This is a genomic window from Roseateles sp. PN1, from assembly GCF_038419725.1.
GTDB lineage: Bacteria > Pseudomonadota > Gammaproteobacteria > Burkholderiales > Burkholderiaceae_C > Paucibacter_A.
This window is the reverse complement of sequence record NZ_JBCARA010000012.1, coordinates 41,855-67,680: the sequence shown is the minus strand read 5'-3', so window position 1 is coordinate 67,680 and position 25,826 is coordinate 41,855. Positions and strand designations below refer to the sequence as shown.

22 protein-coding genes are annotated in these 25,826 nt (G+C 65.1%); 5 read left to right on the top strand and 17 right to left on the bottom strand.

What is annotated here, in order from left to right:
- The first annotated feature begins 23 nt into the window (after positions 1-23).
- Both AABB87_RS17985 and AABB87_RS17980 read left to right on the top strand, forming a co-directional pair.
- Positions 24-2,090 carry a lytic transglycosylase domain-containing protein gene (locus AABB87_RS17985; RefSeq protein ID WP_341972643.1) on the top strand — a complete coding sequence of 689 codons (2,067 nt, stop codon included), beginning with the start codon at positions 24-26 and terminating at the stop codon, positions 2,088-2,090.
- Positions 2,091-2,173: 83 nt separating this feature from the next.
- Positions 2,174-2,860 (top strand): glutathione S-transferase family protein, encoded by a 687-nt coding sequence (locus tag AABB87_RS17980; protein WP_341972642.1) that lies wholly within the window; start codon positions 2,174-2,176, stop codon positions 2,858-2,860.
- A 104-nt stretch (positions 2,861-2,964) separates the two neighbouring features.
- On the opposite strand, the gene AABB87_RS17975 is transcribed toward AABB87_RS17980, so the two are convergent.
- Positions 2,965-3,459, bottom strand: coding sequence for an FxDxF family PEP-CTERM protein (locus tag AABB87_RS17975; RefSeq protein WP_341972641.1), 495 nt, complete (start codon positions 3,457-3,459; stop codon positions 2,965-2,967).
- A 432-nt stretch (positions 3,460-3,891) separates the two neighbouring features.
- Here AABB87_RS17975 and AABB87_RS17970 point away from each other — a divergent pair, with 432 nt between their 5' ends.
- Positions 3,892-5,121, top strand: coding sequence for a multifunctional CCA addition/repair protein (locus tag AABB87_RS17970; RefSeq protein WP_341972640.1), 1,230 nt, complete (start codon positions 3,892-3,894; stop codon positions 5,119-5,121).
- A gap of 56 nt (positions 5,122-5,177) precedes the next feature.
- Here AABB87_RS17970 and AABB87_RS17965 read toward each other — a convergent pair whose 3' ends face one another.
- The 8 genes from AABB87_RS17965 to purE form a co-directional block, all read right to left on the bottom strand.
- The gene (locus AABB87_RS17965; protein WP_341972639.1) at positions 5,178-6,287 is read right to left on the bottom strand and encodes a class I SAM-dependent methyltransferase; all 1,110 of its coding nucleotides are present in this window, start codon (positions 6,285-6,287) and stop codon (positions 5,178-5,180) included.
- Positions 6,284-7,195 (bottom strand): uracil-DNA glycosylase, encoded by a 912-nt coding sequence (locus AABB87_RS17960; protein WP_341972638.1) that lies wholly within the window; start codon positions 7,193-7,195, stop codon positions 6,284-6,286. Before AABB87_RS17960 ends, AABB87_RS17965 begins: the two co-directional genes overlap by 4 nt.
- On the bottom strand, positions 7,192-7,740 hold the full coding sequence (gene rimI, locus AABB87_RS17955) for a ribosomal protein S18-alanine N-acetyltransferase (protein ID WP_341972637.1): 549 nt from the start codon (positions 7,738-7,740) through the stop codon (positions 7,192-7,194). The genes AABB87_RS17960 and rimI overlap by 4 nt, the downstream gene beginning before the upstream one ends.
- A 47-nt stretch (positions 7,741-7,787) precedes the next feature.
- Positions 7,788-8,537: a tRNA (adenosine(37)-N6)-threonylcarbamoyltransferase complex dimerization subunit type 1 TsaB gene (gene tsaB, locus AABB87_RS17950; protein ID WP_341972636.1), complete on the bottom strand. Its 750-nt coding sequence runs from the start codon at positions 8,535-8,537 to the stop codon at positions 7,788-7,790.
- Positions 8,538-8,620: 83 nt separating this feature from the next.
- Positions 8,621-9,607, bottom strand: coding sequence for an SGNH/GDSL hydrolase family protein (locus AABB87_RS17945; RefSeq protein ID WP_341972635.1), 987 nt, complete (start codon positions 9,605-9,607; stop codon positions 8,621-8,623).
- Between the two features lie 59 nt (positions 9,608-9,666).
- Positions 9,667-10,668 (bottom strand): L-threonylcarbamoyladenylate synthase, encoded by a 1,002-nt coding sequence (locus AABB87_RS17940; RefSeq protein ID WP_341972634.1) that lies wholly within the window; start codon positions 10,666-10,668, stop codon positions 9,667-9,669.
- Positions 10,669-10,688: 20 nt separating this feature from the next.
- Positions 10,689-11,867, bottom strand: a complete 1,179-nt coding sequence (locus tag AABB87_RS17935) for a 5-(carboxyamino)imidazole ribonucleotide synthase (protein WP_341972633.1) — start codon at positions 11,865-11,867, stop codon at positions 10,689-10,691.
- Positions 11,867-12,364, bottom strand: a complete 498-nt coding sequence (gene purE / locus AABB87_RS17930) for a 5-(carboxyamino)imidazole ribonucleotide mutase (RefSeq protein WP_341972632.1) — start codon at positions 12,362-12,364, stop codon at positions 11,867-11,869. The genes AABB87_RS17935 and purE overlap by 1 nt, the downstream gene beginning before the upstream one ends.
- A gap of 184 nt (positions 12,365-12,548) precedes the next feature.
- On the opposite strand from purE, the gene AABB87_RS17925 reads away from it, so the two are divergent.
- Complete coding sequence (locus AABB87_RS17925; protein WP_341972631.1) at positions 12,549-13,514, top strand: tetratricopeptide repeat protein; 966 nt, start codon at positions 12,549-12,551, stop codon at positions 13,512-13,514.
- A gap of 106 nt (positions 13,515-13,620) precedes the next feature.
- Here the strand turns inward: AABB87_RS17925 and AABB87_RS17920 are convergent, their stop codons facing one another.
- From AABB87_RS17920 to AABB87_RS17905, 4 genes are all read right to left on the bottom strand, one after another.
- Positions 13,621-14,736: a hypothetical protein gene (locus AABB87_RS17920; protein WP_341972630.1), complete on the bottom strand. Its 1,116-nt coding sequence runs from the start codon at positions 14,734-14,736 to the stop codon at positions 13,621-13,623.
- On the bottom strand, positions 14,733-15,632 hold the full coding sequence (locus tag AABB87_RS17915; RefSeq protein ID WP_341972629.1) for a phosphoribosylaminoimidazolesuccinocarboxamide synthase: 900 nt from the start codon (positions 15,630-15,632) through the stop codon (positions 14,733-14,735). Before AABB87_RS17915 ends, AABB87_RS17920 begins: the two co-directional genes overlap by 4 nt.
- A 117-nt stretch (positions 15,633-15,749) precedes the next feature.
- Positions 15,750-16,814, bottom strand: a complete 1,065-nt coding sequence (gene fba, locus AABB87_RS17910) for a class II fructose-bisphosphate aldolase (protein WP_058718401.1) — start codon at positions 16,812-16,814, stop codon at positions 15,750-15,752.
- Positions 16,815-16,962: 148 nt separating this feature from the next.
- On the bottom strand, positions 16,963-17,733 hold the full coding sequence (locus tag AABB87_RS17905; RefSeq protein WP_058718400.1) for an MBL fold metallo-hydrolase: 771 nt from the start codon (positions 17,731-17,733) through the stop codon (positions 16,963-16,965).
- A gap of 217 nt (positions 17,734-17,950) precedes the next feature.
- On the opposite strand from AABB87_RS17905, the gene AABB87_RS17900 reads away from it, so the two are divergent.
- The gene (locus AABB87_RS17900; RefSeq protein WP_341972627.1) at positions 17,951-18,973 is read left to right on the top strand and encodes an ATP-binding protein; all 1,023 of its coding nucleotides are present in this window, start codon (positions 17,951-17,953) and stop codon (positions 18,971-18,973) included.
- 55 nt (positions 18,974-19,028) lie between these two features.
- On the opposite strand, the gene pyk is transcribed toward AABB87_RS17900, so the two are convergent.
- From pyk to AABB87_RS17880, 4 genes are all read right to left on the bottom strand, one after another.
- A complete protein-coding gene (pyk, locus tag AABB87_RS17895; protein ID WP_058718398.1) occupies positions 19,029-20,459 on the bottom strand; it encodes a pyruvate kinase in 1,431 nt (476 codons plus the stop codon).
- 193 nt (positions 20,460-20,652) lie between these two features.
- Positions 20,653-22,989, bottom strand: coding sequence for an NADP-dependent malic enzyme (locus AABB87_RS17890; protein WP_341972626.1), 2,337 nt, complete (start codon positions 22,987-22,989; stop codon positions 20,653-20,655).
- A gap of 181 nt (positions 22,990-23,170) precedes the next feature.
- Positions 23,171-24,484, bottom strand: a complete 1,314-nt coding sequence (locus tag AABB87_RS17885; protein WP_341972625.1) for a GGDEF domain-containing protein — start codon at positions 24,482-24,484, stop codon at positions 23,171-23,173.
- A gap of 94 nt (positions 24,485-24,578) precedes the next feature.
- Positions 24,579-25,784: a phosphoglycerate kinase gene (locus AABB87_RS17880; protein WP_341972624.1), complete on the bottom strand. Its 1,206-nt coding sequence runs from the start codon at positions 25,782-25,784 to the stop codon at positions 24,579-24,581.
- Between the last annotated feature and the right edge of the window lie 42 nt (positions 25,785-25,826).

The window sequence follows — 25,826 nt, the reverse complement described above, 5'->3', positions numbered from 1 at the left end:
ATTTGTTTTTGAAGGACTCAGTTTTGTCAGTATATGAAGCGCAGCCCTTGGCCAAGACCTGGAAGCGCCTGGGACTCTCAACTCTGGTGACCCTGGCCTTGAGTTTGGCCGGCTCAGGCCTCTGCCATGCGCAAAGCCCGGCAACGCCCAGCAAGGCCGAACAGGCAAGACCTGACCCGCTGCTGATCGAAGCCCGCGAGGCCCTGCGGTTGAAGGACAAAAAGCGCGCCAGCGCCGCAGCGGCTACGGCCATCGAACAGCGCCACCCGCTGGCGCCCTGGATGGACTATTGGCAGCTGGGCCTGCGCCTGGCTGAAACCAGCCAGCCGGAGCTGGAGGCCTTCTACGCCCGCTGGCCCGGCAGCTATGTGGAAGACCGGCTGCGCAATGACTGGCTGCTGGAGCTGGGCCGCCGGCGTGATTGGAGCAACTTCGCCGCCGATTACCCGCGCTTTCAGATGCGTGACGACCGCGAAGTCACCTGCTACGCCCTGCTCACCGAGCATCTGGCCGGCCGCAAGGTCAAGGACGCCGCCCGCGCCGCCTGGATGGCGCAGCGCGAGGGCGATGACGGCTGCCAGCTGCTGGCCAGCAATTTGGTGGACGCCAAGCAGCTGAGCAGCGCCGAGCTGTGGATCAAGCTGCGCCTGGCGGTGGAGACCAACAAAGTGCGCCTGGCCAAGCAAACCGCGAGCCTGCTGGGCAAGCCGGTGGAGTTGGCGCTGGCGGAGATTTTTGACAACCCGACACGCTATCTGGCCCGCAAGGCCAAGACCGGCACGCGCATCCATGATGAGCTGAACACCCTGGCCTTGCTGCGCATGGCGGCCAATGATGCCGGCGTGACGGCCGAGCAGCTCAGCAGCCGCTGGCAGCGCCAGTTGCCTGCCGAGCTGGCTGCCTGGGCCTGGGCGCAGACAGGCCGCCAAGCGGCCATCAAGCTCAGCAGCGATGCGCCCGACTATTTTGAGCGCGCCCTCAAACTCAGCGAAAAGCAAAAAGGCGGCCCGGACTGGAGCGACGACACCCTGGCTTGGGCCACGCGCGCGGCGCTGCGCGATGGGCGCTGGTTCCAGGCCCTCAAAAGCATGGCCTTGCTGAGCGAGACCGAGCAGCGCGACGCTACCTGGCAGTACTGGCGCGCCCGTGCCCTGCAAGCCACGGCGGCCGATGGCGCAACCGGCGAGCCCCTGCACAAAGAGGCACGCGAGCTGCTGCAAGCCATTGCCTCGCCGATGACGTTTTACGGGCGCCTAGCCGCCGAAGAGCTGGGCACCCCGCCCACGCTGCCGGCCACGCCGACGGCGCTGGTCGCCAGTGAGCGCGCGGCGGCGCAGAGCCATCCTGGCCTGAAGCGCGCCCTGCTGCTGATCGCCAGCGACTTGCGCAACGAAGGCGTGCGCGAATGGAACTTCAGCCTGCGCGGCATGAGCGAGCGCGAGCTGCGCGCCGCCGCCCAAGAAGCCTGCGAGCGCGAGATTTGGGACCGCTGCATCAATAGCAGCGAGCGCACCCGGCGCGAGATCGACATGGCCCAGCGCTTCCCCATGCCGCACAAGCCCGAGCTCACCACCAAGGCGCGCCAGGTCGGCGTGGACCCGGCCTATGTCTACGGCCTGATCCGCCAGGAATCACGCTTTGTGATGGACGCGCGCTCGCATGTCGGTGCCTCCGGTCTGATGCAGGTAATGCCGGCCACCGCGCGCTGGACGGCCAAGAAAGTGGGCATCGCCTACAGCCCCGAACTACTCAATGACCGCGACTTCAATGTGCTGATCGGCACCAGCTACCTGAAGCTGGTGCTGGACGATTTTGGTGGCTCCATGGCCATGGCAGCGGCGGCCTACAACGCGGGGCCGGGCCGACCACGGCGCTGGCGCGAGGGCAACACAGTCGACGCCGCCATCTGGGTAGAGAACATTCCCTTCAACGAAACCCGCGACTATGTGAAGAAGGTGCTGACCAACACCACCCTTTACGCCCAAATGCTCAATGAAGGCGCCGAGGCCAGCAGCCTGCGCAAGCGCCTGGGCCAGCAGATTGGGCCCAAGCAAAGCATTCCGGCGCCATCCTTGCCGGGCGAGCAATAAAGCCATGCCGATTGCTCACCCATGGCCTGCGCAGCTGCCCTTAAGCTGAAGCTCTCTGTCATCACCCAACCCACCGCCCGCACATGAAGCTCGTCATTGGCAACAAAAACTACTCCTCTTGGTCCATGCGCCCCTGGGTGCTGCTGAAGGCTTTTGGCATCCCCTTCGAGGAAGTGAAGCTGCGCTTCGACTTCACGCCGGGCTCCAGCTTTTACCGCGCGCTGGCCGAGATCAATCCGACCGGCCAGGTGCCAGTGCTGGTGGCGGATGACGGCTTTGCTGTGTGGGACACCCTGGCCATTACCGAAGCCATTGCCGAGCGCTTCCCCGCCCATGCCATCTGGCCGGTGGACGCCAAGCAGCGCGCCTGCGCCCGCAGCCTGTGCGCCGAAATGCACGCCGGCTTTGGCAAGCTGCGCGGCCTGTGCCCGATGAATATCGAAGCCGATCTGAGCCACATCGGCCCAGACTTGCTCGCCAAGGACGAAGGCCTGCGGAAAAACCTGCAACGCCTGGACGCACTCTGGAGCGATGCGCTGGCGGCCAGCGGCGGCCCCTTCCTGTTTGGCGCCGCTTTCAGCGCGGCGGATGCCTATTTCGCGCCCATGGTGATGCGCGTCAGCCGCTACGGCCTGCCGCTGAGCCCGGCCGCTGCAGCCTACTCGCACCTCATTCAAGCCCAACCGGCCGTGGCCGCCTGGGTGGCAGATGCCATGGAAGAAAAAGACTTTCTGGACTTTGACGAGCCCTACCGCAAGTCCAGGGACTGAGCTGGTTTCACAGGCCCCGGCACTGCCAAAACGACGGACAAACAAAAAGCGCCCTCAGGCGCTTTTTTCTTGTGCGATGCAGCCTCGGACGACTGCGGTGCAACTCAGACCGACTTGCGGCGGCGGGCCACAAAGCCCAGCACACCCAGGCCAGCCATCAGCAGCGCGTAGCTCTCGGGCTCAGGCACCGGCGTGGCTGCCACCGTCGTGACGTAAGTGGTATTGCGTGCGCCAGAAATGCCGCTGAGGTTCACGGTGTAAGTGCCGGCTGCCAACAGGCCCGACCAGTTCAGATTGGCCTGTGTATTAGCCGGATTGACCGTCAGAGTCAGCGGGCCGTAACCGGCCAGAACACCGGCAAAGCTGGTGATGCCATTGCCGAATGAAAAGGACTGCTGCGCGCCGAAAGACACATTGGACGCGGTGTCCAGTGTGAAGCTCCAGGCGTCACTAATGGCCTCGCCCAGGGCGAACTTGCCAGAGAACCCCCCTGTCGAATCAAAACCCGTGCCGTCCAGCGTGCCCAAATCGACCGAGGCGGCCGAAGCGGCGACAGCGGAGAGGGACAAAACGGCGGCGACGATAAGTTTGAGCTTCATACGACTTCCAATCTTGATGTGAATCCAGCGTGTTTTTGGCAGGCTAGATTCTTGAACTCGACTGAGTTTGCTCGAATGTACCCGGCTTGCCCGCGCGGCACAGCCCCCTAGCTGCGGGTGCAAGCCGGGTTTTGGCCTCAAATCGCCCGAAACTTTGTAAAGATTGGTTCGGTACATAGCGCCCAGCGAACAAAGTGCGGCGATTCACTGGCCCGATCCGTTTTCTGGCTGCCGCACCCGGCTCATGGGCCTGCGCAAGTCGCAGCAGGCGGCGCCCTGCGTAGCCGAGACACAAGGCGACGGGCGTCATTCCCTATGATGGCGGCGCACAGGGCACCGCGAATGCCTAAGCGGCCCGGCCCAGTTTGGGCCGCATGACAAGCCATCGCCGGCCGAACAAGCTTCGCCGGCAGGAAGTTTTTTGAAGGAATGATGAGTTCGATGCAAAGCTATCTGGTGGGCGGCGCGGTGCGCGACAGCTTGTTGGGCCTACCCCAGAGTGACCGCGACTGGGTGGTCATTGGCGCCGATCCCGCGGCCATGTTGGCGGCGGGCTTTGTGGCCGTGGGCCAGGACTTCCCGGTTTTTCTGCACCCGAAGACCCATGAGGAATACGCCCTGGCCCGCACCGAGCGCAAGACCGCGCCGGGCTATCGCGGATTCGCCTTTCACGCCGCGCCCGAGGTCACGCTGGAGCAAGACCTGGGCCGCCGCGACCTGACCATCAACGCGATGGCGCAGGCGGCTGATGGCCAGATCATCGACCCCTACGGCGGCCAGCGCGACTTGGCGGACAAGGTCTTGCGCCATGTCTCGCCCGCTTTCGCGGAAGACCCGGTGCGCATCCTGCGGCTGGCCCGCTTCGCCGCCCGCTTTGCGGACTTCAGCATCGCCGAGGAAACCACCGCGTTGATGCGCGAGATGGTGGCCGCCGGCGAGGTGGACGCGCTGGTGGCCGAGCGCGTCTGGCAAGAAATCTCACGCGGGCTGATGGAGGCCAAGCCCTCGCGCATGATCGAAGTGCTGCGCGACTGCGGCGCGCTGGCCCGGCTATGCCCGGCATTGGACCGCCTGTTCGGCGTGCCGCAGCCTCCCGCCCATCACCCCGAGATCGACACTGGCCTGCATGTGCTGATGGTGCTGGACCATGCCGCGCAAGACCTGGCCCCGCTGCCGGTGCGTTACGCGGCACTGTGCCACGACCTTGGCAAAGGCCTCACCGCGCCCGAACTGCTGCCGCGCCATATCGGCCATGAAGGCCAGAGCGCCAAGCTGGCCAAGCAATTGAGCGAACGCTGGCGCGTGCCGAATGATTGCAAGGAGCTGGCCGACTTGGTGGCGCGCGAGCACACCCATGTCCACCAAAGCCAAAGCTTTGGCGCCGAGGCGCGGCTGCGCCTGCTGGAGCGCTGCGACGCCTGGCGCCGCCCGGAGCGCTTCGAGCAAATGCTGTGGGCCTGCGAATGCGATGCGCGTGGCCGCCTCGGCTTCGAGGACCGGCCCTATCCGCAGCGCGAGCGTCTGCTGGCCGATCTGAGCCAGCTGTTGGCCCTGGATTTGAGTGCGGTCAGCGCCCAGGCCCTGGCCGAGGGCAAGAGCGGCCCAGCCATCGGGCGGGCGGTGCAGCAGGCGCGATTGGCGGCCTTGCTGGCGCTCGGTTAAGCGATTGGCTGGTTTCTGCTGAGCCCGGCGCTGCTAACGCCCAGGGCCAGCAGCGCTTACAAGGTGTGGCTGCGGTCGCCGCGCACGAAGCCCAGAGCCTCGAACTCCTCGCCTGCGGCGAAGCCGATCACCTTGAACAGCTCGCCCATCTCATGCTCGGCGATCAGGCGGTGGGCCATGGCGCGCTGGGGCAAGGTGGCAGCTTCCATCAACTCGGCCAGGCCGCAGTTGATGAGGAAATTAGCCTGGTTGCAGTAGCCAAGCACGGTCAACCCGGCCTCTTGCCCAGCCAAGGCGATGCCGGTGAAGTTGACATGGCTGGTGATGTCTTTCTCACCCACCAGCTGCAGCGGGTCGGGGTCGGCGCGGTGCAGGTGGTGGCACATCAAGGTGCCGCCGTGGCGCTGGGGGTGGTAGTACTCGGCCTCGGGGAAGCCGTAGTCGAGCAAAAACACCGCGCCGCGCTTGAGCTGCTGCGCCAGGGTGCGCACAAAGGCTTCCGCTTGGGGATGAATTTCGGTCACGCTGCCGGGCACGCTATCCAGCAAGGGCGGGCGCAAGGGCGTGGGCCGGTCCTCGAAGGCAAAGCCCGCACCGTGGCTGACCACGCCACGCTCGGCCCAGGCCTGGCCATCAAAGGCCAGCAATTGCACCGGCATGGCGTCCAACACCTCGTTGCCGACCACCACGCCCTCGAACTCGGCGGGAAGCTGCTGCAGCCATTCCACCTTGCCCTGCCAGCGCGCCAGGCGCTGAGCCTGAACGGCGGCCAGGCTGCCGGACAGATCGACGATGCAGTAGCGATCAATGCGATCCCCCAGCGCCTGCAGCAACTGCTCGGCCAGGGCGCCGGTGCCGGCACCAAACTCCCACAGGGTGCGGGTGCCCGTCACTTGTAGCGCCTGCGCCAGTTGCGCAGCCAAGGCTTGGCCGAACAGGGGCGAGATTTCGGGTGCGGTGACGAAGTCAGAGCTGCCCTGCGGCCCGTCTGGCATCAAGCCGAATTTGGGCCGCGCGCCGCTGTAATAGCCCAGGCCGGGCGCATACAAGGCTTGGGCGATGAAACGATCGAAGCCAATCCAGCCACCGGCGGCGGCAATGTCTTGCTGGATCAGCTGCGCCAGATCGCTTGTTTCGCTTGTTGGATGGGCGTCGCTGGGCTTCAAGACTGCCCCTCCAAGCTGGCCAGGGCCAGGCACAAATCGGCCCAGGCGCGCGGCTTATCGGCCTGCTGGCGCAGCAGATAGGCGGGGTGGTAGCTGACCACCACCGGGATATTGCGATAGCTGTGCACGCGGCCGCGCAGGCGGCCCAGTGGCTCCGGGGTGCTCAGCAGCGCCTGGATGGACAAAGGCCCGAGAGCCAGGATCAGCTGCGGCGCCAGCAGCTCAATCTGGCGAGCCAGCAAGGGCTGGCAGCGCTGCAACTCAGCCGCTGCGGCGGACTTGCCCGCCTGCGGCCGGCATTTCAGAGGACTGGTCACAAAGGCCAGTGGGCGCGCATCAGCGGGGTCAGCCCCATCCGCAGCCTGAGCAAGGTTCAGACCCATGGCCCGCAGCAGATTGGCAAGCAAGGTGCCGGCTTCGCCACTCAGCGGTGACTGGCCATCGCCATCGCCCAACTCAGCGGCCGCATCAACCACCACCAGGCATCTCACCTTCGGCATGAGCCCAGGTGCCTGGCCTTGGCCAAACAACTTGGCGCCGCCCTCACCCAAGGCGCAGGCGCGGCAGGCTTCTGCCGCCGCCTGCAAGCCCGCCCAATCCAATGCGGCAGCATCAATGAGGGGCGCAGTGCCACTTGGCGAAGCCGTGGGCGCAGGTTCGCCGCGCAGGGCTGCGGGTAGAGCTTGAACGGCCGCGACAGCGGGTGCCGAGGGGCGTGAGGATGGCGCTGGCGCGGCACGGGTGTCGCGTTCAACGCCTCTTGCTGGCGCCGGATCGTCCACCGCTTCCGCGTGCGGCTCAGCCTGCGCGGCAACTGTTTCGTCAGCATCGGCCAGCGCTTCGGCACGTGGCCAGACCCGCAAGCCCATGGCCGCCAGCATGGCGCGTTGACGCTCGTCCCAAGTCATGGCTGTGGCTCCTGGCCGGCTTTCTCAATCGCAATCGGCAAACTCATCAGCACCGCGTCTTCACGCAGGCCAAGATGGGCCGGGTAATAGGCGCGGCGCAAGCCCACCTCGCTGAAACCGTAACGGCGGTAAACCATGCGGGCGCGCTGGTTGCTGTGGCGCACTTCCAGCCAGAGCTGGGCGCAAGCCAGCGCGCGGCAGCGCTGCACCAAGTGGGTCAGCATGGCTTGCGCCAAGCCCTGGCCTTGGTAGGCGGGGTGCACCGAGATATTGAGCAAGTGCATTTCGTCCACGCCGGGCATCGCCAAGCAATAGCCGCGCAATTCGTCCGCTTGCGCGTCACTTGCATGGGCTGCAGGCCCCCACAGGCCAAAAGCTTCGTAGCCAGAGGCCAGCGAATCCTTGAAATTGCCCTCGCTCCAGGGCTGGGCGTAGACCTGGGTCTCGATGGCCATGATGGCGGGCAAGTCGAGCGGGCTGAGGGCGCGCAAATGCAGGCCCGCTGCAGCAAGAGCTGAAGCAGCAGCGCTTTCCGGCTGGGACATTGAATTCGGCAAGGCGCTCATGGGAGAAGACGGGCTCAGAGAAAGGCTCACGGCGCTGCAGCCGCAGCGGCGCGCAAGGCCAGGCGCTCCTGCGTGGTCTGTGCCACTTTGTCGCGCACATAGACCGGCATGGCCTCGGCGGCATCAAGCAACTCGCCATTTGCCCAGGCCTGACGCGCCAGGGCCGCCAAGGCTGCGGCGCGTGAGCGGCTCTGCGGCCAGGCGCGGCCTTCGAACAAGGCTTGTGCCGGCGCCAATTCGGCAGCGAACGGGGTCAAGGCCGAGCCCGCCAACGCAAATGCCTCGCCTTGCGCCAGCCAATGCGCGGCCAGATCGGCCGGTTTGTAAAGTGCTGCGGCCTGTTCGGTTTGCCAGGCGCCGTCGGTGCTGCACTGGAAGGCGGCCGCGTAAATCTCGCCCATGCGGGCATCCATCGCCACCCAGACCCGGCCACTGAGCGGCGCGCCGGCCAAGACGGCTTGCTGGCGCGCATCTTCGGCCACCAGGGCCAGGCTATCAATCGCCAGCACCGGCTTAGCCGCACCAAAAGCCAGGCCTTGCACGACGGCGCAGGCCGCCCGCAGGCCGGTGAAGGCACCGGGGCCGCGCCCGAAGGCGATCGCATCAACATCCGCCAGGCGCAGGCCGGCGCCAGCCAGCAGCGCCAGCGCTTCGGGCACCAGGCGCGCGGAGGCGTTGGCGCCGCCTTCGGCCTCGAACAAGGCCTCACCCGCCGGGCTGCTGAGTGCCAGGGTCATGATTTCGGTGGAACTGTCGAGAGCCAGCAGAACGGTCATTGAAGCAGTGTAGCGAGGCGTAGGTGATGACAAGAAAAAGCCCGACCGCGTCGCCGCAGCCGGGCCAAGGACCAGCCAAAAAATCAGAAGGGGTTGTTGCGCGCGCGGCTCAGGGCGATGGAGCCCAAGCGCGCCTGGCCGCCAGGCGACATCAAGGTGTCCGAGGCCCACAACCAGGTTGTGGCACCACTGTCGGCGATCAATGTATTGGTATTGCAGTTCTCGATCGCCACCGTGGTCAGGCAAGCAGCATCGACCACATTGCTGAAGCCGAAGGACGAAGGGAACTTGACCACGGTTTCCAGGTTCTCGTCGGCCAGCACCAGGCCGATCTTGCGGCCATCATTGAGGATGTTGACGCGCATTTCGAGATTGAACTCGCGCGTCAGCTCGGTCAGGAAGGCGGCGCGGTCGATGTCACCCTTGCTCGAACGCTCTTTCAGGGCGAACGGGGTTTGGCCCTGGTCGAGCACGGTGGCCAGCACGATGCGGCCATTCGCATTGGCGATGCGGTTGATCTGGTCGGCCAACACGCGGGCGCGGGCCCGCACCTCGTCCAACAAGGAGGCCTGGTTCTGCGCCGGGTAGGCGGCATACAGCTCCAGAATGTCGTTGGCACCCACCATCACGGTGACCATATCCTTGGGGCCGAAGGTGCTGACGGCGAAATGCGCGTCCAGCTTGTTCTTCATATCGGCCACTTTGCCGCCCGCCATGGCGTACATCAGGCCTGTGGGCGTGGCGATCTGGTTGGGATTGCACTCACGGAACACCAGGCCGAAGGACGATGCCAGAGTCTGCACCCACAGCGGGTTCAGGCTGCAGTCCAGGGTGTTGGTGGTCGCGCTGAGGCCGTTGATGGTGTACTTTTTGCCGTCGCTGGTGATCAGGCTGCTTTCGTCGCCGAAGCTGATGATGCGAGTGGGTGCGAAGGGCTCAATTTGCGAAGTGCCACCGCCGCAGCCGCTCAGCAAGGCCAGGGACGTCAGGGCGGCGAAGGCCAGACCGGCAATACCGTGGCGACTCGAGCGGGCATCAAAGCCACGCGGGCCAGGTTTGAAACTCTTCATGAACTCTCCGTACCAAAAAACCAAGCCAGCCGGGCCGGTAGGCCCCTAAGCTGACGCTCTTAAGCTTCAAACGCCGCCGCCGCGCGGGACAAGCGGTCTCTGACCCCATCCCACGCCACATCAGCAGGTGGCGCTTCGATCCAGATTTGGCTGGCGCCGGCGCCGTCCAACTCTCGCAAAACTGCAAACAACTCATGCGCCGTGGCCTTGGCCTCGGCGGGCATCTGGCGCCAGAGGATAGCCGAGCCAGTTGACGCGGCCTCGGCAGAGGCCACGCGCGAATATACCGCCAGCCCCTGCGGGCGCTCGCCTGCCAGGGCTTGTGCCAGGGCCGGGCTGCTCATCAAGCGCACCACGGCGCGCGGCGCGTAATGGGCCACCAGGGTGCCGGAGGCACGCGGCGCGGCCGGGTCGCCCTGATGCGCAGGCGCCAGGGGCTCGCCCAACGCGGCTTCGATTTGCTGCGGCGTCAACACACCGGGGCGCAGCAAGACCGGCCGCTCGCGCGAGCAGTCGACGATGCTGGACTCGATGCCCACTTCGCAGTCGCCACCGTCGAGCACCAGCAGGCCGGGTTCGAACTCATCCGCCACATGTTGCGCCTGCGTGGGGCTGACGCGACCAAAGCGGTTGGCGCTGGGTGCCGCCACGCCGGCCACACCGCGCTCGCGCGCGGCCGCCAGCAAGGCGCGCGCCACCGGGTGCGCCGGGCAGCGCAGGCCGATGCTGTCTTGCCCGCCTGCCGCCGCTGCGGCCATGCCGGGCTGGCGTTTGACGATCACGGTCAGCGGGCCGGGCCAGAAGGCCGCCATCAGGCGCTGCGCCGTCGGCGGCAAGGCCAGAGCGAACTGCGCCGCGTCGGCGGCATCCAGCACATGCACGATCAAGGGGTGATCGGCCGGCCGGCCCTTGGCCGCAAAAATCTTGGCCACGGCCGTGTCCACATCGGCGCGCGCACCCAGGCCGTAAACCGTTTCGGTCGGGAAGGCCACCAGCTCACCGGCCGCCAGGGCAGCGGCGGCCTGGGCCAGGGCTTGCGGGTCTTGTCCGTCCAACAACATGGGCTTGGCGCTTGGCGCTGTTACCACTGCGTGGGCAGGCCGAGCAGCGCGGCGGCGGCACGCGCCGTGGCCTCGGCTTCGGCCGCCGTGGCGGCGGTGATGTTGAGGTGGCCCATCTTGCGCCCCGGCCGGGCCGAAGCCTTGCCGTAGAGATGCAAGTGTGTGCCGGGCAGCGCCAGCACTTGTGCCCAGGCGGGTGTGCGCTCCTGCCCTTGCTCTTTCCCTTGCCCATCGAACCACAAATCGCCCAGCAAATTCAGCATCACGGTGGGCGAATGCAGGCGCGGCTGATTCAGGGCCAAGCCGGCCATGGCGCGCACCTGCAAATCGAACTGCGACACATCGCAGGCGTTCATGGTGTAGTGGCCGGAGTTGTGCGGGCGCGGCGCCATTTCGTTGACCACCAGGCTGCCGTCCTGCAACACAAAGAACTCCACGCACAGCACGCCCACATAGTTCAACTCGGTGGCGATGCGCGCCGCGGCCGCCAGGGCCTGGGCTGCCAAGTCCGCGCTGACGGCGGGTGCCGGCACTTGCGTGACGGCCAGAATGCCGTCGCGGTGCAGGTTCTGCTGCACCGGGAACTGCACCATTTGGCCAGCCGCGTTGCGGGCGCTGATCACGCTCAACTCCAGCGCCAGCGGCAGCATTTGCTCCAGCACGCAAGGCACTTGCTTCAGCTCGGCCCAGCCAGCAACCAGTTCGGCGCGGTTGCGTACGCGGATCTGGCCCTTGCCGTCATAGCCCATGCGGGCGGTTTTCAGAATGCCGGGCAGCAGCGCATCGCTCACCGCCGCCAGCTCAGCCTCGTCACGGATCTGCGCATAGGGCGCGCAAGCCACGCCGCTGGCCTGGAAGTGGGCCTTTTCGTCCGCACGGTCCTGGCAGATCGCGACTGCCGCGGCAGCGGGCGCCACAAAGCGGGTCTGCGCCAATTGCTGCAAGGCTTGCGCGGGCACGTTCTCAAATTCGGTGGTGATGGCATCGCACTGCGCGGCCAACTCGGTCAGGCCGGCAGCATCCGCGTAATCAGCGCAAATATGTTGATGGGCCACCAGGCCGGCCGGGCTGTCGGCATCGGGGTCCAGCACCACGGTGCGGTAACCCAGGGCCTGCGCCGCGTGCACAAACATGCGACCCAACTGGCCGCCACCCATCACGCCCAGGGTGGCTTGACCCGGCAACTTGGCGGCGGACATCAGACCAGATCCTGCGTCATCGCCTTGGCGACTTCGGTCTGGCGCACGCGGTAGGCCTGCAGCTTGTCGCGCAGGGCTGCATCGTGGTTGGCCAGCATGGCCACAGCGAACAGCGCCGCATTGGCCGCACCGGCGGTGCCGATGGCAAAGGTGGCAACCGGGATGCCCTTGGGCATTTGCACGATGGAATGCAGCGAGTCTACGCCTTGCAGATGGCGGCTGGCCACCGGCACACCCAGCACCGGCACCACCGTCTTGGCGGCCAGCATGCCTGGCAGATGGGCGGCACCGCCGGCGCCGGCGATGATGGCTTGCAAGCCCCGGCCAGCAGCGGCCTCGGCATAGGCAAACATCTCGTCGGGCATGCGGTGCGCACTGACCACCTGGGCCTCAAAGGCGATGCCGAACTCGGCGAGAATGTCGGCGGCCTGCTTCATGGTGTCCCAGTCACTGCTGGAACCCATCACCACGCCAACCAAAGGAGATGCTGCACTCATTGGAAAATCCGCTCAATTGAACAGCCCAGGCGCTACACCTTGCAGGGGCTGGAAAACCTTGAATTGTAGGCGGGTGCCGCCACTTGCCCTGCACGCTCTGCCGCATTTACAAACCTTGACGCCAGCAAGACGCCGTCATTCGCCACCACCCGCTACCGCCCAACACTGCCCACCACTGCCAGCCATGATCGATATCACCCTCCAGAATTTTGAAGCCGAGCTGATTCAGGGTTCGATGCAGCAACCCGTTTTGCTGGACATCTGGGCGCCCTGGTGCGGCCCCTGCAAGAGCCTTGGGCCCGTGCTGGAGAAGCTGGAAGTGGCTTATGCCGGCCGCTTCACCCTGGCCAAGCTCAATGCCGACGAGGTGCCCGAGATCGCCTCGCAGCTGAGCAAGATGTTCGGCGTCAAGAGCATTCCGTTCTGCGTGATGTTTATCGGCGGCCAGCCGGTGGACGGCTTTCTAGGTGCCGTGCCCGAAGCCGATATCCGAGAGTTCCTCGACAGACACGTGCCCAGCGGCGAAGCCCTGGAAGCGCAGGAAGACTTGGCGGCTGCTGAAGAACTGCTGGCCGAGGGCGATGTGAGCTCGGCCCTGCAAAAGCTGCAAGCCGCGGTGGAAACCGACCCCAGCAATGAAGTGGCCCGCTTCGACTTGATCAAGGCCCTGCTGGAACAAGGCGAACTGCCCGCCGCCCAACAAGCCTTCGCCCCGGTGGCCGCGCAGGCGGCAGACACCATCATCCGCCACGCCCGCTTTGCCGCCCTGGGCCATTGGCTGGCGGCATGCGAGCGCGCCGCCGCAGGCCTCAACGCGACCGAGTTGCAGGCGGCGATCGCCAGCAATAAGCGCGATTTCGAAGCCCGCTTCGCCCTGGCCCAAGGCCTGCTGGCCGGCCATGACTTCACCGGCGCGATGGACGAGTTGCTGGAAATCATCATGCGCGACAAAGCCTGGAACAACGGCCTGGCCCGCATCACCTATGTGGCGATTCTGGAGTTAATGACCAAGCCCGCCGCCAAGGCTGCGGCAAGCAAACCCGGCGCAGATGCCAAGGGCACGCTGGAGTTGGCCGGCCACACCGTGTTGCCGCCCAGCGACCCAGTGCTGGACCAGTACCGCCGCAAGCTGAGCATGGCCTTGAATTGAGGCTGAAAGCGCCGGCCTGATGTCTGTGCGGCTGGCGCTGCCAGTTACCACCGGACGGCGCGGCAAGCAGCCCTCAGGCCACCTTCACGCCGCATCCGGCCCGACCTCAGCGCGGCTGCATCCCTGCCGCTGCCAGCGCTTGGCCCCAAGCGGCTTGCTGGCTCGCAAACTCCGCCCACTCGGCCGCAGCCGATTTGGCATGGCGTTCGGCATTGGCGGTGTCCCCCAAGGCAGCGTAGATCTGCGCCAGCCGGCTGTAAGTGATGGCGCGATCGTCCACATCGCAATGCGGGTCCAACTCCAGTTCGGCCTCCTGGGCTTGGCGCAAGCCTTGCTCGGCCTGCCCGGTGTTGACCCGGCACCAGGCCAAATCGGCCAGCAAGCTGCTGCCCAAACGCGAGAGGCCAGCGGCCATGGCTTGCGGCAAATGCGCCTCGAAGAGCGAACGCGCCTGCGCAAAATCGCCCTCAACGGTGAGGATCTGTGCGCGCAGCACGGGCGTCAGATCCGGCATCACCGAGCCACCCACAACGGCGTCGAAATGGCTGACCGAATCCGCCCCCAGCAAGAGGCCTGAATTCGCGACAGCGCTGGCGGAGAACTGGCTCAGCAATGAGTCGCGACGGGCCTGCGCGGTACGCATTTCGGCCATGTTGTACATCAGGGCGGAGATCGCGGCATCGTCACCATCGGCCTGCGCATGCACGCGCGCTTTGGCAAACCAGCCGCGTGCGCCGGGCTCTTGACCGGCGTACAAATGCGCCAAACCCATCACCGTGCACAGGCGGTAGCGGGCCGCATGGTCATCCGGCGCGGCTGCCGCATCACAGGCCTGCGCAAACGCCACCATCTCGACTTGCTGATGCTGCACATAGGCGATTTGCGCCAGCCAGGCAGCGCTCAAGGCCTGCAGCTGCGCCAGGTTTGCCGACTTGGCGATGGCATAGGCATGCGCAATCTTTTCATGCGCGGCGACGCTGAAGTCGGTGTAGTAACTCATCAGCCCTTCCGCGAAGTGCAGCCAGGCGCCGACCTCGGGATGGGGGTGCTGAAAGGCCAGCTGATGCAATTCGGTGAGTTGCTCGCGCGCCTCGGCCATATGACCGTGCCGCGCCAGCACCAGCGCCCGCTGGGCCTTCAGGCAAGAGCTGGCTGCAAAATTCTTGGACGCGGCAATTTGCCCCTCCAGACGGAGCAGCAGCCGACTCTTGAGGCGTTTCATGCCTGAGTCAGGCGCTGCAGCGCTTCGCCGTACTTGGCGGCCGTGTTCTCAATCACTTCGGCCGGCAGGGCCGGTGCGGGCGCAACCTTGCCCCAGGGCTTGCCGTCCACCTGAGCTTGTTCCAACCAGTCACGCAAGAACTGCTTGTCGTAGCTGGGCGGGTTGCTGCCCACGGCATAGCTTTCGGCCGGCCAGTAGCGCGAGGAGTCGGGCGTCAGCACCTCGTCCATCAGCGTCAGCGTGCCCTCGGCATCCAGGCCGAATTCGAACTTGGTGTCGGCAATGATGATGCCCTTGCTCAGCGCGAAATCAGCGGCACGCTGGTAGAGCTGGATGGAGATGTCGCGCACGCGCTCGGCCAGGTCCTTGCCGATGATCTCGACGCAGCGCTCGAAATTGATGTTCTCGTCGTGATCACCCATCTCGGCCTTGGTGGCGGGGGTGAAGATGGGCGCGGGCAGCTTGCTGGCGTTTTGCAGGCCGGCCGGCAGCTTGACGCCGCAGACTTCGCCGTTGACCTTGTACTCGGCCCAGCCGCTGCCGGCCAGATAACCGCGCACCACTGCCTCGATGGGCAGGGGCTTGAGGCGCTTGACCAGCATGGAGCGGTCGCGCACTTGGGCCTTGTCGGCCTCGCTCACCACCGACAGTGGGTCATCGCCGGTCAAATGATTGGGCACGATGCCGTCCAGCTTGGCGAACCAGAACAAAGCCATTTGCGTCAGCAGCGCGCCCTTGCCGGGGATGGGCTCGCCCATGATGACGTCGTAGGCCGAGATGCGGTCGCTGGCCACCATCAGGATGCGATCCTCACCGACCGCATAGTTTTCGCGCACCTTGCCGCGGGCGATCAGGGGCAAGGAGGTCAGCGAGGAATTCAACAGTGCAGCGGTCATGGCAAGGAGAGAGGCAGGCAAATGAAGTCACTGATTTTAAGGACAAAAGGCATGAAAAAAGCCCGCCGGCCCCGCGGTCGGCGGGCATCGGCAGGCTTTCAGCGCGAATGAACCGGCTTACTGCACGACTTGGTTCAACTCGCCACGGGCGTAGGCAGCAGCCACATCGATCAGGCTGCGCGCCTTGATCTTGCCGGCCTGGCCTTCGCAGCCGAACTCTTGATAACGCTGCTTGCACACCAGCTTGGCGGCTTCACGAGCGGGCTTGAGCCATTCGCGGGCGTCGAACTTGTCGGGGTTCTCAACCAGGAACTGGCGCACCGCGCCAGTCATGGCCAGGCGGATATCGGTGTCGATATTGATCTTGCGCACGCCGAACTTGATGGCTTCTTGGATCTCTTCCACCGGCACGCCGTAGGTCTCTTTCATCGCGCCGCCGTATTTGCGGATCTGCTCCAGCAACTCTTGCGGCACGCTGGACGAACCGTGCATGACCAAGTGGGTGTTAGGGATGCGAGCGTGGATTTCCTTGACGCGCGAGATCGCCAGGATGTCGCCAGTGGGCTTGCGGGTGAATTTGTAAGCACCGTGGCTGGTGCCGATGGCGATGGCCAGGGCGTCCAGGCCGGTGGCCTTGACGAATTGAGCGGCCTCTTCGGGGTCGGTCAGCATCTGGCTGTGGTCGAGCTTGCCGACGGCGCCGATGCCGTCTTCCTCACCCGCTTCGCCGGTTTCCAGCGAACCCAGGCAGCCCAACTCGCCTTCGACAGTGACGCCAACCTTGTGCGCCAGGGCAACTACTTGGCGGGTCACGTCGATGTTGTAGTCGAAGCTGGCGGGCGTCTTGCCGTCGGCCATCAAGGAGCCGTCCATCATCACCGAGCTGAAGCCCAGATCGATGGCACCCTGGCAGATCGCCGGGGTTTGGCCATGATCTTGGTGCATCACCAGGGGGATGTGCGGGAAGGATTCGACAGCGGCCTGAATCAGGTGCTTGATGAAAGCTTCACCGGCGTACTTGCGCGCGCCAGCCGAGGCTTGCAGGATCACCGGCGCACCGACTTCGTCGGCTGCGGCCATGACGGCCTGCACTTGTTCGAGGTTGTTGACGTTGAAGGCGGGGATGCCGTAGCCATGCTCAGCAGCATGGTCCAGCAGTTGACGCATTGAAACGAGAGCCATGATGAGAAGTTCTCCGGGAGTTTGAAATCTGGTGTTCTTGAATCAAACGCTGCTCAGAACGGACTCGCACATCAACTTCATGCTCCGCCTGTAACCGCGCTGTAACTTCGGGCGATTCTAGCGGTGCGCCATGACGGCTCGGCCGAACTCAGCTCGGCACAGCGTAGTCGCGATCCGTCATCAGGTCGATCCCGCAAGACAGGGTCTCGACCCAGGTGATGAACTCCTGCACCGCCGCGCCGCGCAAAGGCGCGCCATGCTGAGGCACGATCATCTTGATCGGCAGGCCACGCACCATCTGCACCCAGTGGCGCAACACCTTGTTGGAGACCATATAGCGCCGATGGAAGGCCTCCATGCGCGGGATGTGCTCCGCCAGCGAGGTGATGGCTGTTTGCGCCGCACTCGCCCCCACCATCGATGCCCCCAGATCGCCAGAAAACAGGATGCGGCTGACCGGATCAAAAAACTGGAAATTGCCTTCGGAGTGCAGGAAATGCGCCGGCAAGGCAATCAGCTCGCTGCTGCCCAGGGGAATGCGCATGCCCAGGTCGGGAATGCCCACGATGCGTCCGGTGGTCTTGCCGGCCTTGCAAAAGTGCGGGACGAAACGCTCCCAGATCTTCGAGATATAGAGCTTGGCGTCGGTGGTTGCCGTCATCCAGCGGTCCAGCGAGGCGATGATGTCGGGGTCGGCGTGCGAGGCCAAGATGGCCGAGAGCTTGTGCGGCGCGAAATGCCGGGTCATGGACAAGTACAACTCGCCATAGGCCAGATTACCGCCCGGATCGATGATGGCGCCGGTGCCGGCGTCGATGACCAGGAACTGGTTGGACTGCACCGCCTCGCCCCCCTCCACGCAGAGGTCGGTAAACATCAGGCAGATATGCCCGTTCTGATTGAAGAGTTCGATTGGCATGTCGGCGTGACTCGGTGTAACTGGGGGCACAAGAAGGCGCCCAATGTAGCGGCCGCTAGGCCTAGTCGGTTTGACAAAAGGCAAGCCAAAGCCAGGGCGACGATCGCCTAGCGACCCGGCATGCGCCAAGGCTGACGGGCGAATTCAGCGCATCTTTGCCAGCAGGGCTCGGCACATTCATGCACACTGGCGGCGCCAACCACTGGGGCGAACTGCTATGCCGATTCGACTTTCCATCGATCAACTCACGCTGTGGATCACCGCAGCCGCCAACGAGCATTCACTCGACCTGGCCAGTCATATCGAAGACCGTACCGGCGCCAGCCGCCGCGCCAGCTTGGCCGCACTGCGCCGCTTGGTGGATGCCGGCTGGCTCGCCCGCAGCGGCAGTGACCGCCATCCCGTTTATTCGCCAGGCGCCTTGCGCCAAGTGGCGCGCTCCTACACCTTGCACGGCCTGCAGGAAGACCTGCCCTGGCAGCGCGACTTCGCACCGCACTTCGCCCTGCCCCCTAGCGTGGCACGCATGATCCGGCACGGCTTCACCGAACTGGTCAACAACGCCGCCGACCACAGCGGCGGCAGCAGCGTGACGGTGTCGCTGCGCCAAACACCCAGCCATGTGCAACTACTGGTCTCGGATGATGGTTGCGGCGTGTTCGCCAATATCTGCCGCGCCTTCGGCATCGAAGACGCGCAACACGCCATGCTGGAACTGAGCAAAGGCCGCTTGACCAGCCAGCCCGAGCAGCACACCGGCCGCGGCCTGTTCTTCAGCTCACAGCTGGCCGATGTGTTCGACATCCACGCCAACAACACCGCATTTCAGCGCCGCGCCTGGGAGTCAGCCGGTTGGCAGGCCGGCCGCCCCATGCCGCGCCAGGGCAGCTCCATCTATATGGCGATTGCGTTGGACACCCAGCGTACGCTGGATCAGGTGCTGGAAGCCTGGAGCATGGACGGCAGCGGCATTGAGTTCGACCAGACCGTCATCGCCCTGCGCCTGCTGGCCGGGCCGGGTCAGGCCCTGGACTCACGCGCCCAAGCGCGCCGGGTGGCCGCGCGACTGCCGCAATTCAAACGGGCCGAAATCAATTTCGACGGCGTCAGCGATGTGGGCCACGGCTTCACCGACGAGTTGTTCCGCGTCTTCGCACGCGCCCACCCGCAAGTGGAGCTGCTGCCCACCCATATGACGGCGCGCACGGCGGCTTTGATCAAGAGCGCGCAGAGCGCATAAAGCGCCAAAGAGCGCTGAACCCGCCTGAGTCAACTCAGGCAGGCCACCCGCCGGCTCAAGCGACCCGGCAAACCTTGAGCATATTCGTGCCGCCGGGGTAGCCCATGGGCTCGCCGCAGGTGATGGCATAGGTGTCGCCGGGCATCAACACACCCTTGTCGACGAGGATCTTCTCGGCCGCGGCCAGGGCGGTGTCCCGATCCTCAAACTTGGGCATCAGCAGGGGCTGGACATTGCGATACAGCGTCATCTTGCGCTGGCTGATGGCCGTGGTGGTGAGCGCAAAAATCGGCACCTGAATGCGGTGGCGGCTCATCCACAGCGCGGTCGAGCCCGATTCGGTCAAAGCCAGAATGGCCTTGCAACCCAGGTGGTGGGCGGTGAACAGCGCGCCCATGGCGATCGACTGGTCGATGCGGGCAAACTGGCGGCCGGCAAAGTCGGTGTCCAGGGTGACGAATTCGGCGCGCTCGGCTTCCAGGGCGATGGCGGCCATCTGCTCGATGGTCTCGACCGGGAACTTGCCCGCCGCAGTCTCGGCGCTGAGCATCACCGCATCGGTGCCGTCCAGCACCGCATTGGCCACATCGCTGACCTCGGCGCGGGTGGGCACCGGGTTGACGATCATGGACTCCATCATCTGCGTGGCGGTGATGGCCACCTTGTCCAGCTCACGCGCCAGCTTGATCATGCGCTTTTGCAGCGCCGGCACGGCGGCATTGCCCACCTCCACCGCCAAGTCGCCACGAGCCACCATGATGCCGTCGCTGGCGCGCAGGATGGCTTCCAGATGCGGGATGGCTTCGTAGCGCTCGATCTTGGCGATCATGCCCGGCTTGTGGCGATAGGGCTCACCGGCCACATTGGCCAGTTGGCGCGCCATCTCCATATCGGTGGCGTTCTTGGGGAAGCTCACAGCCAGATATTCGCACTGGAAGCTCATCGCGGTCTTGATGTCTTCCATGTCCTTGCCGGTCAGGGCCGGCGCGGTCAGGCCACCGCCCTGCTTGTTGATGCCCTTGTTATTGCTCAGCTCACCGCCTTGTTTGACGATGGTGTGCACGGCCGCGCCGCGCACCGCCTCCACCGTCAGCACCAGCAGGCCGTCGTTGAGCAGCAAGGTGTCGCCGGGCTTCACATCGCGGGGCAGCTCTTTGTAATCGAGGCCCACCACATCGTCATTGCCCAGCTCGGTGCGGTCGGCATCGAGGATGAAGGGGCGGCCGTTGATCAGCTCGATCTTGCCGTTCTCGAATTTGCCGACGCGGATCTTGGGGCCTTGCAGATCGGCCATGATGGCCACCGACTTGCCGGCCGCCGCGGCCACCTCGCGCACCATGCGGGCGCGGTCGATATGGTCTTGCGCCTTGCCGTGCGAGAAGTTCAGCCGCACCACGTCGACGCCGGCGCGGATCATGCGCTCCAAGACCTCGGGCGACGAGGAGGCGGGGCCGAGGGTGGCAACGATCTTGGTGGCACGGGACATGGCAGGCTCTCGCTGAAATAAAGTTACAAGCGAGTGATTATGGAGCGCAAATCGGCGGAAAGTCGATTACAGCGGGTTACCAATGCAGGCCCCGTGCGCGAAGCGCCGCAGGCCCCAAACGACAAAGGCCCGGCAATGCCGGGCCTTTGATTTCATTCCGGATTCAAGCGCTGGCTTCAGCGCTCAATCCCCCTCATTTCGCGCCGCGCAAGGCCAGCACATCGGCCACCGCCAGCGCCGTCATATTGACGATGCGGCGCACCGTGGCCGAAGGCGTCAAGATGTGCACCGGCGCCGCTGCGCCCAGCAGGATGGGTCCCACCGTCACGCCGTGGCTGCTGCTGATCTTCAGCACATTGAACAAGATGTTGGCGGCATCCAGCGAGGGCAGCACCAGCAGATTGGCCGCGCCTTTGAGGCGGCTGTCTGGCAAGAAGGTCGCGCGCACCGAGGCGGACAAGGCCGCGTCGCCATGCATCTCGCCGTCCGCCTCGATCTCGGGGTGGGCGGCGGCGAACAGCTCGTAGGCCTGGCGCATCTTCAGCGCCGAAGGCCGCTTGCTGGAGCCGAACATGGAATGCGAGACAAAAGCCAGCTTGGGCGGCAGGCCGAAGCGCTGCACCTCATCAGCGGCCATGGCGGCGATTTCGGCCAGCTGCTCGGCATCGGGCGCATCGTTGACGAAGGTGTCGGTAATGAACAGGGTGTGCTGCTCCAGCATCAAGGCATTCATGGTGGCGAAGCTCTTGGCACCGGCGCGCAAGCCGATCAGGTCGCGCACATGATCCAGATGCGAGTCATAGCGCCCCACCATGCCGCAAATCATCGCGTCAGCATCGCCCAGCTTGATGGCCAGGGCGCCAATGGTGGTGGCCGAGCGGCGCACCGCCGCCTTTGCCATATCGGGGGTCACGCCTTGCCGGCCCAGGGCCTGGTGATAGGCCTCCCAGTATTGGCGGAAGCGGCTGTCGTTTTCGGGGTCGATGATGGCCACGTCCACGCCCAGCTTGAGGCGCAAGCCCGCACGCGCAATGCGCGCTTGAATCACCTCCGGCCGGCCAATCAGCGTGGGCTTGACGATGCCCTCATCCAGTGCCACCTGCACCGCGCGCAGCACCCGCTCGTCTTCGCCCTCGGCGTAGATCACGCGTGCGGGATTGGCCTTGGCCGCCGTGAACACCGGGCGCATGAACATGCCGGTCTGGTAGACAAAACGCTCCAGCGACTGGCGATAAGCCTCCAGATCCTTGATCGGCCGCGCCGCCACGCCCGACTCTTCCGCCGCCTTGGCCACAGCCGGGGCGATGCGCAGGATCAAGCGCGCATCGAAGGGCTTGGGGATCAGGTAGTCGGGGCCGAAAGCCAGCTCTTCGCCGGCGTAGGCGGCCGCCACTTCATCGCTGGTCTCGGCTTTGGCCAGGGCAGCGATCTCGCGCACGCAGGCCAGCTTCATTTCCTCGGTGATCTTGCTGGCGCCGCAGTCCAGCGCGCCACGGAAGATGTAGGGGAAGCACAGGACGTTGTTGACCTGGTTGGGATAGTCCGAGCGGCCAGTGGCCATGATGCAGTCCGGCCGCACGGCCTTGGCCAGCTCGGGGCGGATCTCGGGCTCGGGATTGGCCAGGGCCAGGATGATGGGCTTGGGCGCCATGGTCACCACCATCTCCTGCGTCAGCACGCCAGCGGCCGAGCAACCCAGGAACACATCGGCGCCATCGACCACATCGGCCAGCGTGCGCTTGGCCGTGACCTGGCAGTAGCGCTGCTTGCTCTCGTCGAGCTTACCGGCCTTGGCGTCCTCACGCTGATCCTGGATCACGCCCTTGGAGTCGCAGACAAAAATGTTCTCGCGCTTGACGCCCAGACCCACCATCAGGTCCAAGCAAGCAGTGGCCGCGGCACCCGCGCCCGACACCGCCAGCTTGACGCTCGCAATGTCCTTGCCCACCAGTTCCAGGCCGTTGAGCAGGGCAGCGCTGGAAATGATGGCCGTGCCGTGTTGGTCGTCGTGGAAGACGGGGATGTTCATGCGCTCTTTGAGCTTCTTCTCGATGTAGAAGCATTCGGGCGCCTTGATGTCTTCCAGATTGATGCCGCCAAGGGTGGGCTCCATGGCGGCAATCATGTCCACCAGCTTGTCGGGGTCGCGCTCGGCCAACTCGATGTCGAACACATCAATGCCAGCAAATTTCTTGAACAAGCAACCCTTGCCTTCCATCACCGGCTTGGACGCCAGCGGGCCGATATCACCCAGGCCCAGCACGGCCGTGCCGTTGGTGATGACGGCCACCAGATTGGCGCGCGAGGTGTAGTCCGCCGCCAGCGAGGGGTCTTCCTCGATGGCCAGGCAGGCATAGGCCACACCGGGCGAATAGGCCAGCGACAGATCGCGCTGATTCGACAAAGCCTTGGTGGGCGTGACCGCGATCTTGCCGCGCGTCGGCGCACGGTGATAGTCCAGCGCGGCCTCGCGCAAGGCCGCTTCGGCCGGGGACAAGGTCTTGGTGTTCTTGCTGGTGATGTCGGTCATCGCGTCTCTTTCGTTGTGTGGCTTGCCGCTCGATGGGCTCAAGCGCCAAAAACAGGTGCCCGAATTTACCTCGGCGCACGGGCCGACTTGATGCGCAGACCACGTAGTCCCATGCAATCAATCTATAACCTTGGCCAGCGCTGAGCTGCCCAGCCAAGCATTCGGTCGCGCGCGCAAGCGATCAATCGGGCGCTGTGCCCCGCTCCGCCGCCTTGAGTTGCACCCGGTTGCGCCCCTGCTGCTTGGACTGATACATGGCCGCGTCAGCCGCTTTCAGCGCGGCCTCCATCGCTTGCGCCCCATCGGCCTGCGCCACGCCGAAGCTGCTGGTCAGCGTCAATCCAGCTGGCCAGCTGGCTTGCTCAATGCATTGGCGCAAGCGCTCAGCCACGGTCATGGCTTCGCCCGCCACGGTCTGCGGCATCAGCAGCAGAAACTCCTCGCCGCCCCAACGCGCCAGCAAGTCCTCGCGCTGCACATTGGCTTGCAAGAGCTGGGCAAACTGCTGGAGCACCGCATCACCCACATCGTGGCCATGCGCATCATTGATTTGCTTGAAATGGTCGATGTCAACAAACACCACGGTCAGAGGGAAGAACAACTCCTCCTGCGCCTGAGTCAGCAGGGCCACATCATGCTGCAGGCCCCGGCGATTGCGCAGGCCGGTCAGGGGGTCGTGATGGGCTTTGGCTTCGAAATCCTGTGAGCGCGCCTTGAGCTTGGCGTTCGCCTGCTGCAACTCATTCTTGCGCCGCAGCAGCTGACCCAGGGTCTTGCGCGAGCGGCGCCAGTCCCACAGCAAATAGGCAGTGATGACCAGCATCCAGGCGCCGATCACGCCCAGGCGGAAGGTGGCAGGTGCCACCCAAACGCCGTGGAACTCGGCCGCCTCTAGCTCAATGGTGTGACTGCCGGGCGGCACCGCGCCGCCGGTGGTCAGGCTCAGCAGCTTGACCTGGTTTAACTCCGGCCCCGAATCCTTCAGCGGCTGCGGATGCGCTTGCACCCACCACGAGGCCACCATGAAGCGGCGCAGTTCCACATCGACCGGCATGCGCTCCTTGCTGGCGTCAAACACCAGCTCATGCGGCTTCAAGTCGGCCAAAGCGCCGCTGCGGGCATAGGCGGCATCGGCATTGCGCAGAAAAACGCGCAACTCATGCCGCTCACCGGGCCCGCTGACGCGCACCCACAAACGCATGCGGTCAAAATCGCTCAGATCAACATTGGATCCGTCGGCGGCCAAGGGCAATTGCAAATCACAAAAGGGCCACTCGTAGCCGGGGCGGATCTCGCAGGCCAGCACCAAGCGGCCCTCGCGTACCTCAAGCCGCGCGCTGCTGCGGCCGCCTACTCCGCGATCGTCCACCGCCTTCGCCAACTGCGCATGGCTGCGCGCATCCACGCGCAGGGTGCGGCTCATCCAATGCTCGTTCGCGTAAAGCGCCAGCAAGGTTAAGGCCAGCAAGAGCAGAAGCAGGCGGCGCAGCAGCAAAAGGCATAACTCCTGAATCAGGTGGGCGGCCGAGCACCCTGCCCGACCACCTAACAGCCTAGCCCACGCGAGCGCGCCGGGCTAGGTAGTCAGATCAAGAACGCGCGCGGGCGCTCAGGATTTCCAGCGCGGGCAAGGTCTTGCCTTCCAGGATTTCCAGGAAAGCGCCGCCGCCGGTGGAGATATAGCCCACGTCCTTTTCGATGCCGTACTTGGCAATCGCCGCCAGGGTGTCGCCACCGCCAGCAATCGAGAACGCGCTGGACGCCGCGATGGCGCGGGCGATCGTTTCGGTGCCGTGGGCAAACGCGTCGAACTCGAACACGCCCACCGGGCCGTTCCAGACGATGGTGCCGGCGGCCTTGAGCTGCTCGGCCAAGATGGCGGCCGTCTTGGGGCCGATGTCGAGAATCAGGTCGTCTTCACCGACGGCATCGGCTGCCTTCACCGTGGCCGGCGCATCGGCCGCGAACTTCTGCGCCACCACCACATCGACCGGAATCGGCACCGCGGCGCCGCGCGCCTTCATGGCTTCGATGACGGCACGGGCCTCTTCCACCAGATCGGGTTCAGCCAGGGACTTGCCGATCTTCAGCCCAGCCGCCAGCATGAAGGTGTTGGCGATGCCGCCGCCGACGATCAGGCCGTCCACCTTCTCGGACAAGGCTTTCAGAATGGTCAGCTTGGTCGAGACCTTGGAGCCGGCCACGATGGCGATCAGCGGGCGCTTGGGCGCGCTCAGTGCCTGGGTGATGGCGTCGATTTCAGCGGCCAGCAGCGGGCCAGCACAGGCGATGGGCGCGAACTGGGCGATGCCATAGGTCGTGCCTTCGGCGCGGTGAGCGGTGCCGAAAGCGTCGTTGACATAGATGTCGCACAGGGCGGCCATTTTCTTGGCCAGGGCTTCGTCGTTCTTCTTCTCGCCCTTGTTGACGCGGCAGTTCTCCAGCAGCACCAGCTGGCCCGGAGCCACGTTCACACCGTCCACCCAATTGGCGATCACCGGCACCCCGTTTTCATAGGGATGGCCCAGCAACTCGCCCAGGCGCTTGGCCACCGGGGCCAGCGAATCGGCGGGCTTGAACTCGCCCTCGGTGGGGCGCCCCAGGTGCGAGGTCACCATCACGGCGGCGCCGGCCTTCAGGGCTTGCTCGATGCAAGGCACCGAGGCGCGGATGCGGGTGTCTTCGGTGATGTTGCCGGCATCGTCTTGCGGCACATTCAGGTCGGCGCGGATGAACACGCGCTTGCCGGCCAGCTGACCGGATGCGAGCAGATCGGAGAAACGAATCACATTCATGGCAAGTCTCTTAGTTTGAGTAAAAAAGGAAAACGAAAACGG

Coding starts and splice junctions, on each gene's coding strand:
- AABB87_RS17980 (WP_341972642.1), top strand. CDS start 2,174: ATGAAGCTCGTCATTGGCAACAAAAACTACTCCTCTTGGTCCATGCGC.
- AABB87_RS17975 (WP_341972641.1), bottom strand. CDS start 3,459: ATGAAGCTCAAACTTATCGTCGCCGCCGTTTTGTCCCTCTCCGCTGTC.
- AABB87_RS17970 (WP_341972640.1), top strand. CDS start 3,892: ATGAGTTCGATGCAAAGCTATCTGGTGGGCGGCGCGGTGCGCGACAGC.
- AABB87_RS17960 (WP_341972638.1), bottom strand. CDS start 7,195: ATGACTTGGGACGAGCGTCAACGCGCCATGCTGGCGGCCATGGGCTTG.
- rimI (WP_341972637.1), bottom strand. CDS start 7,740: ATGTCCCAGCCGGAAAGCGCTGCTGCTTCAGCTCTTGCTGCAGCGGGC.
- tsaB (WP_341972636.1), bottom strand. CDS start 8,537: ATGACCGTTCTGCTGGCTCTCGACAGTTCCACCGAAATCATGACCCTG.
- AABB87_RS17945 (WP_341972635.1), bottom strand. CDS start 9,607: ATGAAGAGTTTCAAACCTGGCCCGCGTGGCTTTGATGCCCGCTCGAGT.
- AABB87_RS17940 (WP_341972634.1), bottom strand. CDS start 10,668: ATGTTGTTGGACGGACAAGACCCGCAAGCCCTGGCCCAGGCCGCCGCT.
- AABB87_RS17935 (WP_341972633.1), bottom strand. CDS start 11,867: ATGTCCGCCGCCAAGTTGCCGGGTCAAGCCACCCTGGGCGTGATGGGT.
- purE (WP_341972632.1), bottom strand. CDS start 12,364: ATGAGTGCAGCATCTCCTTTGGTTGGCGTGGTGATGGGTTCCAGCAGT.
- AABB87_RS17925 (WP_341972631.1), top strand. CDS start 12,549: ATGATCGATATCACCCTCCAGAATTTTGAAGCCGAGCTGATTCAGGGT.
- AABB87_RS17920 (WP_341972630.1), bottom strand. CDS start 14,736: ATGAAACGCCTCAAGAGTCGGCTGCTGCTCCGTCTGGAGGGGCAAATT.
- AABB87_RS17915 (WP_341972629.1), bottom strand. CDS start 15,632: ATGACCGCTGCACTGTTGAATTCCTCGCTGACCTCCTTGCCCCTGATC.
- fba (WP_058718401.1), bottom strand. CDS start 16,814: ATGGCTCTCGTTTCAATGCGTCAACTGCTGGACCATGCTGCTGAGCAT.
- AABB87_RS17905 (WP_058718400.1), bottom strand. CDS start 17,733: ATGCCAATCGAACTCTTCAATCAGAACGGGCATATCTGCCTGATGTTT.
- AABB87_RS17900 (WP_341972627.1), top strand. CDS start 17,951: ATGCCGATTCGACTTTCCATCGATCAACTCACGCTGTGGATCACCGCA.
- pyk (WP_058718398.1), bottom strand. CDS start 20,459: ATGTCCCGTGCCACCAAGATCGTTGCCACCCTCGGCCCCGCCTCCTCG.
- AABB87_RS17890 (WP_341972626.1), bottom strand. CDS start 22,989: ATGACCGACATCACCAGCAAGAACACCAAGACCTTGTCCCCGGCCGAA.
- AABB87_RS17880 (WP_341972624.1), bottom strand. CDS start 25,784: ATGAATGTGATTCGTTTCTCCGATCTGCTCGCATCCGGTCAGCTGGCC.